Annotated in this window: 20 protein-coding genes; 10 read left to right on the top strand and 10 right to left on the bottom strand. The window is 64.3% G+C overall.

Annotated elements, in window-relative coordinates; translation table 11 throughout:
• The first annotated feature begins 75 nt into the window (after nucleotides 1–75).
• From rpiA to QF092_RS08265, 6 genes are all read left to right on the top strand, one after another.
• The gene (gene rpiA, locus QF092_RS08290) at nucleotides 76–861 is read left to right on the top strand and encodes a ribose-5-phosphate isomerase RpiA (RefSeq protein WP_281469314.1); all 786 of its coding nucleotides are present in this window, start codon (nucleotides 76–78) and stop codon (nucleotides 859–861) included.
• The gene (gor, locus tag QF092_RS08285; protein ID WP_281469312.1) at nucleotides 858–2216 is read left to right on the top strand and encodes a glutathione-disulfide reductase; all 1359 of its coding nucleotides are present in this window, start codon (nucleotides 858–860) and stop codon (nucleotides 2214–2216) included. The genes rpiA and gor overlap by 4 nt, the downstream gene beginning before the upstream one ends.
• A 77-nt stretch (nucleotides 2217–2293) precedes the next feature.
• Nucleotides 2294–3493 carry an FtsH protease activity modulator HflK gene (gene hflK, locus QF092_RS08280; RefSeq protein WP_281469310.1) on the top strand — a complete coding sequence of 400 codons (1200 nt, stop codon included), beginning with the start codon at nucleotides 2294–2296 and terminating at the stop codon, nucleotides 3491–3493.
• Nucleotides 3493–4380, top strand: coding sequence for a protease modulator HflC (hflC, locus tag QF092_RS08275; RefSeq protein ID WP_420026515.1), 888 nt, complete (start codon nucleotides 3493–3495; stop codon nucleotides 4378–4380). The genes hflK and hflC overlap by 1 nt, the downstream gene beginning before the upstream one ends.
• Entirely contained in the window at nucleotides 4377–4571 is a 195-nt protein-coding gene (locus QF092_RS08270) for a DUF2065 family protein (RefSeq protein WP_281469309.1), read from the top strand. The genes hflC and QF092_RS08270 overlap by 4 nt, the downstream gene beginning before the upstream one ends.
• A gap of 261 nt (nucleotides 4572–4832) precedes the next feature.
• Nucleotides 4833–6248 (top strand): DegQ family serine endoprotease, encoded by a 1416-nt coding sequence (locus tag QF092_RS08265; protein WP_281469851.1) that lies wholly within the window; start codon nucleotides 4833–4835, stop codon nucleotides 6246–6248.
• Nucleotides 6249–6305: 57 nt separating this feature from the next.
• On the opposite strand, the gene QF092_RS08260 is transcribed toward QF092_RS08265, so the two are convergent.
• Both QF092_RS08260 and QF092_RS08255 read right to left on the bottom strand, forming a co-directional pair.
• The gene (locus tag QF092_RS08260) at nucleotides 6306–6845 is read right to left on the bottom strand and encodes a peptidoglycan-binding domain-containing protein (protein ID WP_281469307.1); all 540 of its coding nucleotides are present in this window, start codon (nucleotides 6843–6845) and stop codon (nucleotides 6306–6308) included.
• A 101-nt stretch (nucleotides 6846–6946) separates the two neighbouring features.
• On the bottom strand, nucleotides 6947–7396 hold the full coding sequence (locus QF092_RS08255; RefSeq protein ID WP_281469305.1) for an OB-fold nucleic acid binding domain-containing protein: 450 nt from the start codon (nucleotides 7394–7396) through the stop codon (nucleotides 6947–6949).
• A gap of 242 nt (nucleotides 7397–7638) precedes the next feature.
• On the opposite strand from QF092_RS08255, the gene QF092_RS08250 reads away from it, so the two are divergent.
• The gene (locus QF092_RS08250) at nucleotides 7639–7962 is read left to right on the top strand and encodes a 2Fe-2S iron-sulfur cluster-binding protein (protein ID WP_281469303.1); all 324 of its coding nucleotides are present in this window, start codon (nucleotides 7639–7641) and stop codon (nucleotides 7960–7962) included.
• A 2-nt stretch (nucleotides 7963–7964) separates the two neighbouring features.
• Here the strand turns inward: QF092_RS08250 and QF092_RS08245 are convergent, their stop codons facing one another.
• From QF092_RS08245 to QF092_RS08235, 3 genes are all read right to left on the bottom strand, one after another.
• Nucleotides 7965–8600: a Hint domain-containing protein gene (locus QF092_RS08245; RefSeq protein ID WP_281469301.1), complete on the bottom strand. Its 636-nt coding sequence runs from the start codon at nucleotides 8598–8600 to the stop codon at nucleotides 7965–7967.
• 120 nt (nucleotides 8601–8720) lie between these two features.
• Nucleotides 8721–9140: a DUF1178 family protein gene (locus tag QF092_RS08240; protein ID WP_281469299.1), complete on the bottom strand. Its 420-nt coding sequence runs from the start codon at nucleotides 9138–9140 to the stop codon at nucleotides 8721–8723.
• Nucleotides 9141–9236: 96 nt separating this feature from the next.
• Nucleotides 9237–9722: an NUDIX hydrolase gene (locus tag QF092_RS08235; RefSeq protein ID WP_281469297.1), complete on the bottom strand. Its 486-nt coding sequence runs from the start codon at nucleotides 9720–9722 to the stop codon at nucleotides 9237–9239.
• Between the two features lie 253 nt (nucleotides 9723–9975).
• Between QF092_RS08235 and QF092_RS08230 the strand changes: the two genes are divergently transcribed.
• Genes QF092_RS08230 through thpR form a run of 3 tightly spaced genes read left to right on the top strand, consistent with a single transcriptional unit; the run spans nucleotide 9976 to nucleotide 12175 of the window.
• Entirely contained in the window at nucleotides 9976–10497 is a 522-nt protein-coding gene (locus tag QF092_RS08230) for a glutathione peroxidase (protein ID WP_281469295.1), read from the top strand.
• Nucleotides 10494–11639 carry an arginase family protein gene (locus QF092_RS08225; RefSeq protein WP_281469293.1) on the top strand — a complete coding sequence of 382 codons (1146 nt, stop codon included), beginning with the start codon at nucleotides 10494–10496 and terminating at the stop codon, nucleotides 11637–11639. Before QF092_RS08230 ends, QF092_RS08225 begins: the two co-directional genes overlap by 4 nt.
• Nucleotides 11636–12175 (top strand): RNA 2',3'-cyclic phosphodiesterase, encoded by a 540-nt coding sequence (thpR, locus tag QF092_RS08220; RefSeq protein WP_281469291.1) that lies wholly within the window; start codon nucleotides 11636–11638, stop codon nucleotides 12173–12175. Before QF092_RS08225 ends, thpR begins: the two co-directional genes overlap by 4 nt.
• Here the strand turns inward: thpR and QF092_RS08215 are convergent.
• The 5 genes from QF092_RS08215 to QF092_RS08195 all read right to left on the bottom strand — a co-directional run bounded on the left by QF092_RS08215 (nucleotide 12170) and on the right by QF092_RS08195 (nucleotide 17570).
• Nucleotides 12170–13588 (bottom strand): amidase, encoded by a 1419-nt coding sequence (locus QF092_RS08215; protein WP_281469289.1) that lies wholly within the window; start codon nucleotides 13586–13588, stop codon nucleotides 12170–12172. The genes thpR and QF092_RS08215 overlap by 6 nt on opposite strands.
• Before the next feature lie 139 nt (nucleotides 13589–13727).
• Nucleotides 13728–14753 carry an extracellular solute-binding protein gene (locus QF092_RS08210; protein WP_281469287.1) on the bottom strand — a complete coding sequence of 342 codons (1026 nt, stop codon included), beginning with the start codon at nucleotides 14751–14753 and terminating at the stop codon, nucleotides 13728–13730.
• 22 nt (nucleotides 14754–14775) lie between these two features.
• Nucleotides 14776–15600, bottom strand: a complete 825-nt coding sequence (locus tag QF092_RS08205) for an ABC transporter permease (protein ID WP_281469285.1) — start codon at nucleotides 15598–15600, stop codon at nucleotides 14776–14778.
• Nucleotides 15593–16501 (bottom strand): ABC transporter permease, encoded by a 909-nt coding sequence (locus tag QF092_RS08200; protein WP_281469283.1) that lies wholly within the window; start codon nucleotides 16499–16501, stop codon nucleotides 15593–15595. Before QF092_RS08200 ends, QF092_RS08205 begins: the two co-directional genes overlap by 8 nt.
• A gap of 4 nt (nucleotides 16502–16505) precedes the next feature.
• A complete protein-coding gene (locus QF092_RS08195) occupies nucleotides 16506–17570 on the bottom strand; it encodes an ABC transporter ATP-binding protein (RefSeq protein WP_281469280.1) in 1065 nt (354 codons plus the stop codon).
• Nucleotides 17571–17630: the final 60 nt, after the last annotated feature.

Below are 17630 nucleotides of genomic sequence, written 5' to 3'. Positions count from 1 at the left end.
GGGGGCGGCAATTCGCCCTTACGCGCCCCGTCCGCTTTGCCTATAAGCAAGGGCAAGCCGTGAAGGAGTTGCCCCATGCCCGCAGAGCTGTCCCCTATCGACAAGGCGAAATTCGTGGCCGCAAAGCGTGCCACAGAATTCGTCGAGGATGGCATGAAGCTGGGCCTCGGCACCGGATCGACGGCTGCATGGATGGTGCGCTGCCTTGCCGAACGCATCCGCGAAGAGGGCCTGCGTGTGGTGGGCGTGCCCACCTCCACCCGCACCGCCGAACTCGCCGCCTCGCTCGGCATTCCCGTCACCTCGCTTGATGATGCCAAATGGCTCGACCTCACCATCGACGGCGCGGATGAATTCGACCCCCAACTCGCCCTTATCAAGGGCGGTGGCGCGGCGCTCTTGCAGGAAAAGATCGTCGCCACCGCCTCGGACCAGATGATCGTCATCGCCGATGCCGCGAAAGAGGTCAGCCAGCTGGGGGCCTTCCCCCTGCCGGTGGAGGTGATTCCCTTCGGCTGGCAAACGACCAAGGCCCTGATCGAAGAAACGCTGGTCTCGCTTGACGTTCTCAACCGCGATTGCACGCTGCGCATGAACGGCGATCGCCCGCTTGTGACGGATGAGGCGAATTACATCATCGACCTGCACCTCAAGCGCATCGGCAACCCGCGCCAATTGGCGCTCGTGCTGAACCAGATCCCCGGCGTGGTGGAAAACGGCCTTTTCATCGACATCTGCGATATCGTGGTGATCGGCCATGGCGATGGCCGCGTCACCGTGCGCGACATCAATCAAGGCACCGAGGGCGAGGATTTCGTCGAATTCGTCCCCTCCGACAACATCTTCGCGGATATGGAATGAGTTTCGACACCGATCTTTTCGTCATTGGCGGCGGCTCGGGCGGCGTGCGTGCCGCCCGCATTGCCGCTGCCGAAGGCGGTGCCCGCGTCATGCTGGCCGAAGAAAGCCGCATGGGCGGCACCTGCGTCATCCGGGGCTGCGTGCCCAAGAAACTGATGGTCTTCGCCTCCGCCTTCCCCGAAATGGTGGAAGACGCGAATGCCTATGGCTGGCGGGTGAAATCCGAAGGCTTCGATTGGCCGCGCTTCCGCACCTCGCTTGAGGCAGAACTGGACCGCCTTGAAAACGCCTATCGCTCCACCCTTTTGAACGCAGGCGTCACCATCCACGACACCCGCGCCACCGTCATTGACCCCCATACCGTCCGCCTTGCCACGGGCGATACGATCACCACCAAACACATCTTGATCGCGACAGGCGGCTGGCCCTTTGTCCCGGATATCCCGGGCAAGGAACTGGCCATCACCTCCAACGACATCTTCCACCTCGACAGCCTGCCCAAGCGGGCGCTGGTGGTGGGCGGCGGCTATATCGCGTCGGAATTCGCCTGCATCCTGCATGGGCTGGGGGTCGAGGTCGCGCAATATTACCGCGGCGCGCAGATCCTGCGGGGCTTTGACGATGAATCCCGTGGCCATGTCGCCAATGCCATGCAGGCGCGCGGCATCGCCATCCATTGCGGCACCGATGTGCTGCGGCTGGAAAAGACCGCAACCGGCATCCGCGCCGTCGCCACCGATGGCAGCGAACGGGAATTCGACCTCGTCCTTTACGCCACGGGTCGCAGGCCCAATTCCACATGCCTCGGCCTTGAAGACCTCGGCGTGAAATTTGGCCGCAACGGCCAGATCATCGTGGATGAATGGTCGCAAACCGCTGTCCCGTCGATCTACGCCGTGGGCGACGTGACAGACCGTGTCAACCTCACCCCCGTCGCCATCCGGGAAGGCCATGCCTTCGCCGATACCGTTTTCCGGGGCGTGCCGACAAAGTTCGACCACGACCTGATCCCCTCCGCCATCTTCACCCAGCCCGAACTCGGCAGCGTCGGCCTGTCGGAAGAGGCCGCGCGCGACCTCGAACCGATCGAGGTTTACTCTGCCGCCTTTCGCCCCATGCGCACGCTTTTCGCAGGACGGCAGGATCGGGTGTTGATGAAACTCATCGTCAGCCAAGCCACGCGTAAGGTTCTGGGCTGCCACATCGTCGCGCCTGACGCTGGGGAATTCATTCAACTCGCCGCCATCGCGATCCGCATGGGGGCCACAAAAGAAGATTTCGACCGCACCGTCGCCGTCCATCCCACGCTCTCCGAGGAACTGGTCACGATGCGAAAGCCCAGTCGAAGGACATAGTCGCGCAAGCCTCTACGCTTGAATTTGGCGCGCGCATGCACAGTTAAAGCCGGACAGAAAGAAAAAGGGTACGATCAATGGCAGGAAGCGGAGGTCCGTGGGGCGGCGGTGGCGGCCCCGGCGATGACGACCGGAACAATGGCGGGCGGGGCGGCGATGATCGCCGCAACGGCAACCGCAGGCCGGGCGAAGGCGGCCCGCAGATCCCCGAGATCGACGAGATCATGAAAAAGGGGCAGGAACAGCTGCGCGTCCTCATGGGCGGCAAGAATCGCGGCGGTTTCAATGGCGGCGGCGGCGGCGGCGGGCGTGATCCCGGCGGCCCGATGATCACCAAGCAGGGTATCATGCTGGGTGCGCTGGCAGCCGTGGGTCTCTGGGCCTTCATGTCCTTCTACACGGTCCGCCCGGAAGAACGCTCTGTCGAACTCTTCCTCGGCGAATTTTCCGCCGTCGGCAATCCGGGTCTGAACTTCGCGCCTTGGCCCATCATTTCGGCCGAGATCGTGTCGGTGACAGGCGAACGCACCACCGAAATCGGTGCCGTGGGCGATGGCGGCATAGGCGATGGCCTGATGCTGACGCGCGACCAGAACATCGTCGATATCGGCTTTCAGGTGGTTTGGAACGTCTCCGATCCGGCGGCCTTCCTCTTCAACCTTGCCGATCCCGATGACACGATCCGCGCCGTTTCGGAATCGGCCATGCGCGACATCATCGCCCGGTCGGAACTTTCGCCCATCCTCAACCGTGACCGGGGCGTCATCGCCTCCGATCTTCAAACCGCGGTTCAGGGCACGCTCGACAGCTATAACGCCGGGATCAACGTGATCCGCGTCAACCTGCAGCGGGCCGCGCCGCCGCGCGAGGTGATCGACGCCTTCCGCGAGGTGCAGGCCGCCCAGCAGGAACGCGAACGCCTCCAGAACGAGGCGGATGCCTATGCCAACCGCGTCACCGCCGGCGCACGGGGTGAAGCCGCCCGCCTGCTGGAAGAGGCCGAAGCCTACCGCGCGCAGGTCGTCAACGTGGCACAGGGTGAAGCATCTCGCTTCCTGTCGGTCTACGAAGAATATGTGAAGGCGCCGGATGTCACCCGCCGCCGCATGTATCTGGAAACCATGGAAAAAGTCTTTGGCGGCATGAACAAGGTTATCCTTGACGGGGTGGCCGACGGTGAAGGCGGCAGTCAGGGCGTCGTGCCCTTCCTTCCGCTCAATGAACTCAACCGCATGGCCCCCGCCCAAGGTGCCGCCGCGACGGGAGCGAGCAACTGATGAAAAGCGCGATCCTTCTTCCCATCGCAGCCATCCTCGGCGCGGCCGTCCTGTCTTCGCTCTTCATCGTCGATGAACGCGAAAAGGCACTGGTGCTGCAATTCGGTCAGGTCAAGCAGGTGAAGGAAGACCCCGGTCTGGGCTTCAAGATCCCGCTCATTCAGGAAGTGGTGCGCTATGACGGCCGCATCCTCGGCCTGCCCACGACCCCGGTCGAAGTCACCATGCTGGACGACCGCCGCCTTGTCGTTGATGCCTTCGCCCGCTGGCGCATCACCGATCTCGTGGAATTCCGCGAGGCCGTGGGTGTGGGCGGCGAATTGCAGGCGCTGCGGCGTCTGGAAGGCATCATCAACCCGGCGATCCAGCAGGTTCTGGGTTCGGTCAACTCGAACCGCGTCCTGTCGGAAGACCGCACCGCACTGATGAACCAGATCCGCGACATCGCCCGCGCCCAGGCTTCCAACCTGGGGATCGAGGTGATCGACGTGCGCCTCACCCGCACCGACCTGCCCGACCAGAACCTCGAGGCGACCTTCGCCCGGATGCGGGCCGAACGGGAACGCGAGGCTGCGGATGAAATCGCCCGCGGTGGCGAAGCGGCGCAGCGCGTCCGCGCCGCCGCCGACCGGACGGTGGTCGAACTCACCTCCGACGCGCGCCGTCAGGCCGATGTCATCCGAGGCGAGGCAGATGCCGAACGCAACGGCATCTATGCCGAAGCTTTCGGTCGCGATCCGGAATTCTTCGCCTTCACACGCTCGCTCACATCCTATGAACGGGCGCTGCAACCGGGCAATTCCTCCATCGTCATGCAGCCGGACAGCGAATTCTTCGATTACCTCCGCTCTGACTCCGGGCCGGGCGTCGCCGTTCCGGCGCCATGATCTGGCTGCTTCTGGGCCTTGGCCTTGTGCTTGTGATCGAGGGGCTGGCGCTTGCGCTGGCCCCTTCGCGCATTCGGGCGGTGCTGGAGTTCCTCGCCTCCCTGCCACCAGACCGCGCGCGCCTGATCGGCCTTCTGGCCATGGCCCTTGGCACGGGCCTTGTCGCGCTGGCCTTTCACCTCCTTGCCTGACCTCACGCCGGAATTGCGCTTGAAACATTTCCCCCCGCAGGATCACATGCTCTTGAGACAGCGCGACCCGGTTTGCATTGCGTTTTCCTGTGCCTAATTGATGATCAGAAACGTGCTCCGCCGCCCGGCCCCTTCCGTGGCCCGCGCGGCACCGTGAAACGAAAGGAGTTCGGAGTGCATCCCTCAATCCAGTCCCCCGCCGCCCGCATTTCGGCGGCTCCGCGTGCTGTTCCCCGCGTTTTCCTTGCGCTTGCGCTGGGCATGTCGCTTGCGCTGGGATCGGCGCTTGATGTCTCCGCGCGTGGCGCGCCAGAAAGCTTTGCTGATCTCGCAGAACAGATCAGCCCCTCGGTCGTGAACATCACCACCTCGGCCATGGTCGCCGCCCCGGCGGATGGCGGCCCGATGGTCCCCGAAGGATCGCCCTTCGAGGATTTCTTCCGTGATTTCATGAATCCCGATGGCGGCCCCGGCGGCCCCCGCGAACCCCGCCGGTCCGAGGCGCTGGGATCGGGCTTCGTCATCTCAGAAGATGGCTATATCGTCACCAACAACCACGTCATCGAAGGCGCGGATGAGGTGGAGATCGAATTCTTCTCGGGCGAAAGGCTCAAGGCCGAAATCGTGGGCAAGGACCCCAAGACCGATATCGCCCTTCTGAAAGTCGCCTCGGACAAACCGCTGCCCTTCGTGCAATTTGGCAATTCCGATCTGATGCGCGTGGGCGATTGGGTCATGGCCATGGGCAACCCGCTGGGTCAGGGCTTTTCCGTCTCGGCGGGCATCGTCTCCGCCCGTGGGCGCGAATTGTCGGGCACCTATGACGACTATCTGCAAACCGACGCCGCCATTAACCGGGGCAATTCGGGCGGCCCGCTCTTCAACATGGATGGTCAGGTCATCGGCGTGAATACGGCGATCCTGTCGCCCAATGGTGGCTCCATCGGCATCGGCTTTTCGATGGCCTCCAACGTCGTGACCAAGGTGGTCGATCAGTTGCGCGAATTCGGGGAAACCCGCCGTGGCTGGCTGGGCGTCCGCATTCAGGACGTGACCGCCGATGTGGCCGAAGCGATGGGCCTGCCCGAAGCCGCAGGTGCCCTTGTCACCGACGTGCCCGAAGGCCCGGCGCGCGAGGCGGGCATGCAGGCGGGTGATGTCATCACCACCTTCGACGGCACCGACATTGCCTCCTCCCGCGACCTGACCCGTCAGGTGGCCGACAGCCCGGTCGGCTCTGCCGTCCCGGTGATCGTGCTGCGCGATGGGAAATCGACGACCCTGTCCGTCACCCTTGGCCGCCGCGAAGAGGCCGAGGCCGAAGAGGCCATCCCCGCTGCCGCCGAAAAGCCTGCTGAACCCCAGAACCTTGAACTTCTGGGCCTGACGCTGGCCCCGGTCACGGCTGAGATCGCCCAGCAACTGGGCCTGCCCGAAGGCACCGAAGGCCTTGCCGTCACCGCCGTCGACGCGGCGTCCGAGGCTTATGGAAAAGGTCTGCGCGAAGGCGACGTGATCACCGAGGCAGGCCAGCAGCCCGTCGCGCGGCTGCAAGATCTGGAAGACCGCGTGACCGAGGCGCGCGAAGCAGGGCGCAAGTCGCTGCTTCTTCTGGTGCGCCGTGCGGGCGACCCGCGCTTTGTCGCGCTGTCGATAGAAGAGACGGCAGAACAGTGATCCCGTCTTACGGGTGAACGGAAAGGGGCGGCGGGATCACCCGCCGCCCCTTTTCCATCAAAGCTCGTCCAGCGCGGTGGGCAAAAGCCCAAGGTCGCGCGCCGCCGCAAGCGACAGAAGCGGGCTGTCCAGCCCCCGATCCGCTTGAAACCGTCGCACCGCATCGCGGGTGGGGGCATCCAGCGCCCCGGTCAGGGGCAGCAGGTAATAGCCCCGCGCCTTCAATGCGCGTTGCAGGCTTGCCACGAAATCCAGCGTATAATCGGCAGGGCAGGGCGCGCGGAACCATACCTCTTCGCGGTCCTGCACCATCCGCGCGCGGGTGTCTGTGCGATAGGTGGCTGGTTTCACCACCTGACCCGCTGCATCCCGCTCCTCCTCGGTGACCAGCACCTGTTCCGTCACCGTCTCGATCACGGCGGGGGTCACGTCCTTTTCCCAACAGGCCCCTTCTGGCCGCGTGGGTGGCCCCGGCCGATCTAGCCGCACCACCTCGGCCGCCAGATCAAGCTGCCCCGGCGCCTTCGGCACACCCCCGGCCTGACAGCCCGCCACGAGCGCCACCGAAAGGCATAGCACCTTTACCGACCGTTTCATCTATCCTCGCTGCCTGCTCTGCATTCTGTCCGGTTCGCCCGGATCACGGCGTGGCACCATAGCGGCAAATGGCCGGTCCCGAAAGACCGCAGCGCCCGCCCTCAGGGCTGATCCGCTGCCCGCACCCCGTCATGCCGGAAATCCGGGCGCAAAAGCTGATCCAGCATCGGCGAAAGATCCTCAATCCCTTCGGCCACCACATGCACAACGCCCGCCTCGCGCTGCACCCGGCCTGTCACCCGCAACATCCGCCCCGCGATCACCGCACGGCGGAAACGTTCATAGACCTTGGCCCAGACCACCACATTGCAGGTGCCCGTCTCATCCTCCAGCGTGACGAAGATCACCCCCTTGGCGGTGCCCGGCCTTTGCCGCACCAAGACCAGCCCCGCCACGCAGACCCGCGCACCAACCGGCGGTTCGTCCAACCGCGCCGCAACCAGCGCCGCAGGCGGGCGCGGCCAGCTGCCGGGCCGCCGATCCCGCGCCAGCCATTTCCCCGCGGGCAGGGCAGAGGCGTCGGTCAGGGAAGGGGGGGCGGAAAGCGACATGGGAACAAAAGTAGAACATCCTGCCCCTGAAGGCAAGGCTGCCAGCCCCGCCGTCGCAGGGGGGGTGTCTGCCCCTTTCGGCGCGGCGAACCTCACCCCCCGAGGGTATTCTTCGACAGAAAATGCAACAGCGCGCGTGTTCACCTTAACGATGGGCACTGCCGACCCCACTGGCCAACCCGCCCGGAATCGCCTATCTGGGCGTCAGGAAATGTGCGTCTGGCGAAACTGGCAGGGTTTGAATGGCAAAGATCACCTATGTGGAACACAGCGGCAAAGAACATGTGGTCGAGGTCGCGACCGGCCTGACCGTGATGGAAGGCGCACGCGACAACGGCATCCCGGGGATCGAGGCTGATTGCGGCGGCGCCTGCGCCTGTTCCACCTGCCATGTCTATGTCGATCCGGCCTGGGTCGATCGCCTGCCCAAGAAGGACAGCATGGAAGAAGACATGCTCGACTTCGCCTGGAACCCCGATCCGGTCCGGTCGCGTCTGACCTGCCAGCTCAAGGTCAGCGATGCGCTGGACGGCCTGCGCGTGCAGATGCCCGAAAAGCAGATCTGATCCTAGCCCAGCAGCAGCGCGCCCACCTCGGGCGCGGCGCAGGGGCGCACGGTGCCACCCAGCAGCGTGCCTTCCCAGAAGCCAATGTCGAGATCGGGAAACAGCAACTCGATCTCGGCCATCGTCTCGGGTGAGAGGGTCGCCGCATCATCGGCAAAAGGGTGATAGCTTTCTGTCGCCGCCCCTTCGGCAAAGATGATCTCGTGCCGGTCGAACAGCAGGTGAAAATAGGTCACCGCCGCCACCGCTTCGATACGCACACGCTCACCATCCACAAGATCGCGCGCCGCCGCCAGAATTTCGACCTCACCCGTCAGAAGTTCCGCCCGCCAGCCCGAAATCACCATCCGATGGTGCGGTGAAAGACGCAACGCCCGCGCATTGCCAAGGACGCCCGCCTCGATCACCACCGGGGCCAGCGCGCCCATGCCCGAAACCGGTTTCGCCAGCACGCGCCGCAAGGGTTGCAGCCCGCGATCCATCGTTTCGATCAGCATGCCGGGACGCAGGTCTTCCACCGCCATGAGACCCTGTGCCGTCTCGATCCGCGTGCCCTCTGCAAAACAGGCAAGATCGGTGGTCAGGAAAACGCGCTCGGCCAGATCCAGCGCCGCATCCATCTTTTCACACAGGTCCATCACAAGGCTCCGTCACTCGCACGCCTTGAATGTTGTCGCCGAATATGGCCGTCAGGAGGCAACCGTCCGGTCTTTCGGGGGAAAACGGTTAACAAACCGGGGCAGGTCCGCGGGCCAATCCTAATTTGTTTTGCGCGCAGGCAGGAAGGGCAGGGGGGCAACCGGCACCCCCTCCTCCATCAGCTTTTTCGCCTCTTCCAGTCGGGTTTCGCCATGGATCGCCCGTTCCGGCGCATCCCCCTGATGGATGCGCCGCGCCTCGGCGGCGAAGTTCATCCCGACATATTCGGAATTTTCCTCGATCTGCTTCTTCAGCGCGGCAATCGCCTGTTCCACCGGCGTGTCCGCCCCCCGCAGCGGCGCCTCTTCCTTTCGCGAAACAGCCACAGCAGGGGCCATCAGGGCCTTTTCCACCGCCGTCGATCCGCAAACCGGGCAGGCGACATGCCCGGCAGCCTTCAGCGCATCATAGGCCGCGCCTGACGCAAACCAGCTGTCAAAGACATGGTCCTTTTCGCAGGTCAGGTTGAAACGGATCATCTTGGGTCACCGGCGGGCGGAAAGGGCGGGGTCGTCATCTTTCGTTGTCAGAAGGCAGTCTGTCATTCGGGCGACCTATGCGCCACGGCGGCGCAGTCAAGACCGGTTTTCGCCCGGATGCAATGGGGTCGGGTCAAGGGCAAGCTGCGCCAGCATGGCCCTGAGTTCCGGTTCCGCCACAAGACGCGCCGCCTCTTCCGCGCTGAACCAGCGCCGCCGACGTTCCGCCCGTTCCGGAAACCGCGCTGCCAGCCGCGCCACCTTCAACGGATAGACGGCAACGACGCAGGGCAGCGCCTCTTTTGCCTTGCGCGCCTTGTCATAGGAATAAAGCCCAAGCGGCGTATCGGCGCTTTCCCCGGTCACGCCCGCCTCTTCCCAGGCTTCCTGACGCGCGGCCTCATCCGGGCTTTTGTCATCCATGGGCCAGCCCTTGGGGATGACCCAACGCCCGGTATCGCGGCTGGTGATCAGCAAAACCTCCACCCGGCCGCGATGCATGCGCCAGCACAGCGCGCCATACTGGCTGCGCGGCCCATCCTCGCCAATGCCGAATTTACGGCTGTTTCCGCTGCCTTTCATACTCCCGCCCGATCGTTCGATCCGGTTCTTGTCCGGGTAACCTGCTCTACGTCCAATATGGCATCTCTTTCAGGCAAAGACCAAGAAAAACACAGAAAATTGTGTGTATCGTCATGGGGCGTTGCCTTTCGGCAAGGGATTGCTTGCCAAAAGATGGCGTGGAAATGTTGATTTGACCCAAGCCCGCACTGCCTTATTTCACCCCGTACATGTGGTTACAATACCGCCCGTCCCGATGCCGAAAGTGCCCTCAATGCGCCGCGCCCTTCTGCCCCTTCTTGCGTCTGCCGCCGCCTTCCTGCCCGTTGCGGCGCTGGCGGGGTTCAGCTTTCCCTCCATCGATGGCGGGACGATCGATCTGGATAGCTTCCGGGGCAAACCCGTCCTTGTGGTGAACACCGCCTCGCTTTGCGGTTTTGCCAGCCAGTTCGACGATCTTCAGGCGCTGCATGACAGCTATGCCGACCGCGGCCTTGTGGTGCTGGCCGTGCCTTCGGATGATTTCCGGCAGGAACTCGGCTCTGCGGCCGAGGTCAAGGAATTCTGCGCCGTGAACTTCGACCTCACCATCCCGATGACGGATATCACCCCCGTGACCGGCGATGCGGCGCATCCCTTCTACAAATGGCTGGCGGAAACCGAAGGCTTCACCCCCGGTTGGAACTTCAACAAGGTCCTGCTCGACGGCGAAGGCGATGTGGTCGCCACATGGGGCAGCGTGATGCGCCCCACCGCCCAGCCCGTCACCGACCGGATCGAAGCGCTGTTGCCGTGATCCCCGCCCCAAGGGACGCGGCGCTGCTGCCCCTTTCGGGGCCGCTTTTCTTCGGCTCCTCCATCTATCGCGGCTCGTCCTATGGCCGTCATCACCCCCTGCGCGTGCCGCGCGTCTCCACCGTGATGGACCTTGCTTCTGCCTTGGGCTGGCTGCCCGCCAAAAGCTTTCGCCAAAGCCCGCGCGCCAAACCTGCGGCGCTGACGGCCTATCACACGGCAGATTACATCGCCGCCCTTCAACGGGCCGAGGAAACCGGCATCGTCGATGCCGACACCCGCGCGCGCCACCACCTTGGCACCCCCTCGAACCCCATCTTCCCCGAGATGTTTCGCCGCCCCGCCACCGGGGCGGGGGCCGTGATGCTGGCGGCCGAACTCCTTGCCTCCCACGCAACGGGCGCGATCCATGTGCCGGGCGGCGGCACCCATCACGGCCTGCCCGACCGCGCCAATGGCTTTTGCTACCTCAACGACCCCGTGCTTGCGCTCATGGCCCTCCGTCGCGCAGGCCTCACCCGCCTCGCCTATGTCGATCTCGACGCCCATCACCCCGATGGGGTGGAACCCGCCTTCGCAGGCGATCCCGACCTTCTGATGATCTCGGTGCATGAAGAAAACCGTTGGCCCTTCACCGGGGCGCTCACCGATGATGCAGGCGGCAACGCCTTCAACCTGCCCGTCCCGCGCGGCTATAACGACACCGAGGCGCGCGCCATCCTGCACGGCCTGATCCTGCCCCGCCTTGCCGCCCATGCGCCGCAGGCGATCATCCTGCAAGCCGGGGCCGACAGCTTGCTTGAGGATCCGCTCTCCCGCCTCGCCCTCTCCAACCGTGCTTATATCGAGGCGTTGGTCGAAATCCGCCCCCTCGCGCCCCGCCTTCTCCTGCTGGGTGGCGGTGGCTATAATCCGTGGTCCGTGGGCCGCTGCTGGACGGCGCTTTGGGCCACACTGGCGGGGCTGGAAATCCCCGACCACCTGCCCGACACTGGCCAAGCCGTCCTCCGCGCCCTGTCATGGAACGGCGGCACCCGCCCAGACCCGGACCCCCAGATGCTCACCACCCTCCTCGATCCCCCGCGCGAAGGCCCGATCCGCCCCGAAATCCGCGACCGCCTCGCCCATCTCGCCCGCAGATGATCCGCGCCTTCCTCGCCCTTCCCCTGCCGGACACCGTGCTCTCCGCCCTGCGCGTGCAGCAATTCCTGCTGCCCCTGCCGCAGAAAACCGATCCCGAAACCTTCCATCTCACCCTCGTCTTCCTTGGCGAACAGCCCGAACCCGTCCTTCAAGCGGCACATGAACGGTTCAGCGAGGTTCGCCTCCCCCCCTTCCCCCTTGCCTTGAAATCCCTTGGCCTATTCGGCGGCGCAAAACCCCGCGCGGCTTGGGCAGGCGTTGCCCCCTCCGAACCCCTGACCCGGCTGCAAGCCAAACTCGACCACGCCGCCCGCAGTGCGGGGATCGACACCGAAAGCCGCCGCTTCACCCCCCATGTCACGCTGGGCCGCTTTGCCCCGCCGGGGCCTGAGGAAAGCTTCCGCCTCGAACGCGCCATAGCCGCAGGCAGCACCTTTACCACCCCCGAATGGGCGGTGGACCACTTCGCCCTCTACGAGTCGCGCCTCACGAAACGGGGCAGCGTCTATACCGAACTCGCCCGCTACGACCTATAAGACAGGCACCCGCCGCCCCGGCCAATCGGTCGCCAGATGATACTGCTGCCCCATGGCCAGCACCCGCGCATCCGCCCCACAAGGCCCGAAGATCTGCATCCCCATCGGCAGGCCCTGCGCCCCGAACCCCACCGGCACATTCAACGCAGGCAACCCCGCAAGGCTCACCGGGATGACCACCTCCATCCAGCGATGATAGGTATCCATCGCCCGATCCCCGATCGCCTGCGGCCAGCGCCACTCCACCGGAAAGGGCCAGACCTGCGCCGAAGGCATCACCAGCGCGTCATATTCCGCAAACAGCTTTGCCACCCGCGCATACCACCGCGACCGGATCACGCTTGCCGCATGGAACTCCGCCGCCGTCACGCGGCTGCCCTGCTCGATTTCCCACAGACTTTCCGGCTTGATCATGGCCCGCTTCACCGGGTCCGCCGCCAGGCCTTGCTTGTCGCCTGCGTTCAACATGGCCCGGATCGTCGTCCAAGCAAACCACAGCTTTTCCGCCGGAAAGGGCGTGGCCACAGGCTCCACCACCGCCCCCATCGCCTCGAACACCCCCAAGGCCTCGGTGCAAAGGTCCAAGATGCCCGGCTCGAACGGATAGGCCCCGCCCCAATCGCCCAGCCATCCGATGCGCTTGCCCGTCATCTCCATCGCCAGTCGGTCCCCGAATGGCTCTTTCTCCCGCCCGAAAGGCACCTCCGGGTTCGGCCCCGCCTGCACCTCCAATAGCCGCGCCACATCCTCCACCGTCCGCGCCATCGGCCCTTCGGTCGCCATGGTGGCAAGGAAGGTGTCCCCGACGGCATCCGCAGGCACCAACCCGTAACTCGGCCGAAACCCATAGACATTGCAAAAGGCCGCCGGGTTGCGCAGCGACCCCATCATGTCCGACCCATCCGCAACGGCGACCATGCGGCAGGCCAGCGCCGCCGCCGCCCCCCCCGACGATCCCCCCGCCGTCCGCGACAGGTCAAAGGGGTTGCGCGTCACCCCATGCACCGGGTTGAAACTATGGCTGCCATGCCCCCATTCCGGCGTGTTGGTCTTGCCGATAAAGATGGCCCCCGCCGCCCGCAACCGCGCGGCCAAAAGATCATCCGCCACCGGCACATGATCGGCATAGATCGGCGACCCCCATGTGGTGCGCATCCCCTTGACGGCCACCAGATCCTTCACCGCCATGGGTATCCCATGCAGCCAACCCACAGGCGCGGCCCCATCCGCCGCCCGTGCCTGATCCATCAGCGCATCCGCATCCGCATCCGGCATCGACACGATGGCATTCACTGCCCCGTTCACAGTGGCCACCCGCGCCAGCGTCGCTTCCATCACCTCCGATGGCTTCACCTCCCGCGCCGCGATCAGGCGCGACAGGGTGCTGGCCGAGAGCGAACAAAGATCATCCATCTTCATCTTGGCTTAAATACTCCGGGGGTTTGGGGGCCGGGCCCCCATCGGGAACGGGCGCGGGCGAAGGCCCGCGCCCGTGACCTAACCCCCCCCCCCCGGGGGGGGGGGCCCCGCCCCCCCCCAACACTCCGCAAGATCACTTCTGCAGCTCGGTCCAGATCGCGGTCATGTATTCCCGCGACTTCTCGCTGCACACCGGCATGAAGACGCCCGCCGCCTTATGCTCTTCGGGGATCACCACTTCCGGCGCCGTGGCCATCTCGGCATCCATAAAGGCTTCCGATCCCGTCACCCCATTGGCATAGCGCGCGAAGTTCGAAATCAGCGCCGCATTCTCCGGCTTCAGGATAAAGTCCATGAAGGCATAGGCCTCATCCACGTTCTGCGCATCCTTCAGCAGCATCACGCTGTCCATCCAAAGGGTATAGCCTTCGCGCGGATAGCCATAGGCCACGGTCGGCAGGTTCTGGCGGATGCGCATCGTCGATCCATTCCAGTTGACCGAGGCCGCCCAATCCTTGTTCGACATCTTCTCCGTCGCGCCGTAATCCATCGCGATCCAGTTCGGTTTCGCCGCCAGCAGGCCGTCGCGCACCTTTTTCAGGACCTCAAGGTCTTCGCTGCACGGCTCGCCGCCGTAATACATCGTGGCCAGTGTCACGATATCGGTCATCTCGGGCACGACGTTGATCTTGCCCTTCAACTCATCCGGCACTTCCAGCCAGACGGCGCTGGTGTTGATGTCGCCGCCATAGATGGCGGTATCCACCGCCACGCCCACCGTGCCCCATTGCCACGGGATCGAATTCATCCGACCCGGATCCCAGACCACATCCCGCCATTCCGGCGCGATATTGCCATGGTTCGGCAACCGCGCCAGATCCAGCGGCTGGGTCAGCCCCTTGTCGGTGAAGATCTGCACATAGTTCGCCGACGGCACCACAAGGTCAAAGCCATGCCCGCCCGCCTCGATCTTGGCCAGCGCCACGTCATTGCTGTCGTAATCGGTGACGGTCACCGTGATGCCGGTCTCGGCCTTGAACTTCTCCAGCAATTCGGGGCTCGTATAGTTGCCCCAGTTATACAGTTGCAGCACGCCTTCCGCCGAGGCGAGGCCCGTTGTCGCCATCAAAAGGGCGGTCGCGGTGATCAGTCTTTTCATCTTTGGTCTCCCGGTTGGTTTTTCAGGTTTTCTTGCGCGTCAAAAGGAAGAACGCGGTCAGCAGCAGCACCGTCAGCACCAGCAGCATGGTCGAAACGGCGTTGATCTCGGGCGTCAGCTGGCGCCGCATCTGGCCCAGCATATAGGTGGGCAGCGTGTCCTGCCCGCCGGATTTCACGAATTCGGTGATCACCACATCATCAAGGCTGATGACGAAGGCCAGCATCGCCCCCGCGATCATGCCGGGTGCCAGCAAGGGCAGCGTCACCCGCCGAAAGGTCTGCCACGGGCTCGCATAAAGATCGGCCGCCGCGGTTTCCAGCGTCAGGTCCATCCCCTCCAGCCGCGCCCGGATCGGCAGATAGGCAAAGGGGATGCAAAAGGCCGAATGGGCAAGGATCAGATAACCCAACCCCGTCGTCAGCCGCCCCAGCCCGATGGATGTCAGCCAGACCTTGACCAGCCCGAAGACGATCATCAGCGCCACCGCCGTCACGATCTCGGGCACCATCAAGGGCTGGTTGATCGCCACATAGATGAAGGTCTGCCCCTTGAACGCCCGCCGCCGCGTCGTCCCCAAGGCCGCCATCGTCGCTACCGTGGTCGAGATGACAGCCGCAAAGGACGCGATGATCAGCGACCGCAAGGTGGCGTCCTTCACCTGCTGATTGTCCCAAGCCCGCGCATACCAATCCAGCGAAAACCCGCCCCACACGGCCAGCGACGTGCTCGCATTGAAGGAATAGGCCACCAGCGTGAAGATCGGCAGATAAAGCGCCACGAAGACGATAATCGCCGTTGTGGCAAAACCCGGCAGGCGGGCCACATGGAACCCCCGCTCAGCCATGCGAAGACCCCTTGTTGGCATAGCGCACGTAAACCAGCAGCGCCGCCATCACGATGATCAACAAAAGCATCGACAGCGCCGCGCCAAGCGGCCAGTTCTTCCCTTGCAGGAACTGCAACTCGATGAAATTCCCGATCATCATCTGCTTGCCCCCGCCCAGAACGCGCGGCGTCACATAGGCGCCCAGCGACGGCACAAAGACCAGAATGGACCCCGCCACGATCCCCGGCTTCACGATGGGCAGGATCACCCGCCGCAATACCTGCCAGCGGCTGGCGTAAAGATCATACCCCGCCTCCAGCAACCGCATGTCGAACCGGTCAATCGCCGCAAACAAGGGCAGCACCATCAGCGGCAGATAGACATAGGTCATCCCGATGAAGATCGCGGTCTGCGTATAAAGCACCTCGATCGGCGTATCGGTGAGGCCCACACCCATCAGGACCGTGTTCATCAACCCTTCCTTCCGCAACACCTCGTTGATCGCATAGGTGCGGATCAGAAGGTTGGTCCAGAAGGGAATGGTGATCAGAAACAGCCACAGCGCCCGCTCCTTCACGGGCCGCGTCGCGATGAACCACGCCGTCGGAAAGCCCACGACAAAGGTGAAAACCGTGGTCAGCAGCGAAAGCGACAGCGACCGCCAGAAGATCGTCAGATGCGCATCCGCCAGCACCCATTCGCCGGTAAAGATGTCCTGCGACCACAGGATGCCCACCCAGCCATTGGTGGAAAACTCCCAGACCACATTGCCATGCTGGCCGGGGGTCAGAAAGGAATAGATCACCACGATGGCCAAAGGCCCAATCGCCGCCAGCATCAGGATGACCAAGGCCGGCGCCGACAAGAGCCACCCGTTCCGGGTCGATTGACGCGCCAGCCGTTCCTCTGCGGCGCTCATCCCCTCAATCCTCCAGAACCTGCGCCGCACCGGGGGCGAACCGGATGCCGACATCCGTCCCCTCCACAATGCCCGCCTCGCCGCTGGCCGGGCTTTGCACCCGCGCCACGACCTCGGTCCCGTCCGCCAGCGCCAGATGGCAATGCGTATCCGTCCCGAAATAGACAAGGAACTTCACCCGCGCTGCAATCGCCCCGGCCTCGCCCGCAGGGCCGATCCGCACCTGTTCAGGCCGCACGGTCAGGGTGACCGCGCCTGTCGCTTCCGTCGCCACCTCGACCAGATCACCCGAGGGCAGCTTCACCCCCCCCGGAACCACCGTCGCTTGCAGGAAGTTCGTCTCGCCGATGAAACTCGCCACGAAACGGTTCACCGGGCGGGTGTAAATCTCCTTCGGGCTGCCTACCTGCTGCAACTTGCCCGCGCTCATCACCCCGATCCGGTCGCTCATTGTCAGCGCCTCTTCCTGATCGTGGGTCACGAAGATGAAGGTGATCCCCGTCTCGGTCTGCAACCGCTTCAATTCGACCTGCATCTCCTTGCGCAGCTTCAGGTCAAGGGCACTCAGGGGTTCATCCAGAAGCAGCACCTTCGGCTGCGGGGCCAAGGCCCGCGCCAGCGCCACGCGCTGCTGTTGCCCCCCTGAAAGCTGGCTCGTCTTGCGCCCGGCCATCGCCTCCAGCTTGACCAGCGCCAGCATCTCCGCCACCCGCGCATTCACGTCCGCCTTGGGGCGGCCCTGCATCGTCAGGCCAAAGCCCACATTCTCGGCCACCGTCAGATGCGGAAACAGGGCATAGCTTTGAAACACCGTGTTCACGGGTCGCTTGTTCGGCGGCAGATCGGTGATATCCGCCCCATCCAGCAGGATCGCCCCCGATGTCGGCATCTCAAACCCGGCGATCAGACGCAGCAGCGTGGTCTTTCCGCATCCCGAAGGACCCAGCAGGGTAAAGAACTCTCCCTTGCGGATCTGGATCGAAACATCGTCCAGCGCGCGGACCGCATGATCCCCTTGACCGAAGGCCTTCACGGCATTCCGGGCCTCGATGGTGACGGCTTCGGTCACTCTCTGGCGCTCCCCATTGGTTCTTGTCTTTTGATCATATCTGATCGCCCGAATCCCCGC

Source organism: Fuscovulum ytuae, from assembly GCF_029953595.1.
In the GTDB taxonomy this organism is placed as follows: Bacteria; Pseudomonadota; Alphaproteobacteria; order Rhodobacterales; family Rhodobacteraceae; genus Paragemmobacter; species Paragemmobacter ytuae.
This window is presented reverse-complemented; position numbering and strand designations above follow the sequence as displayed.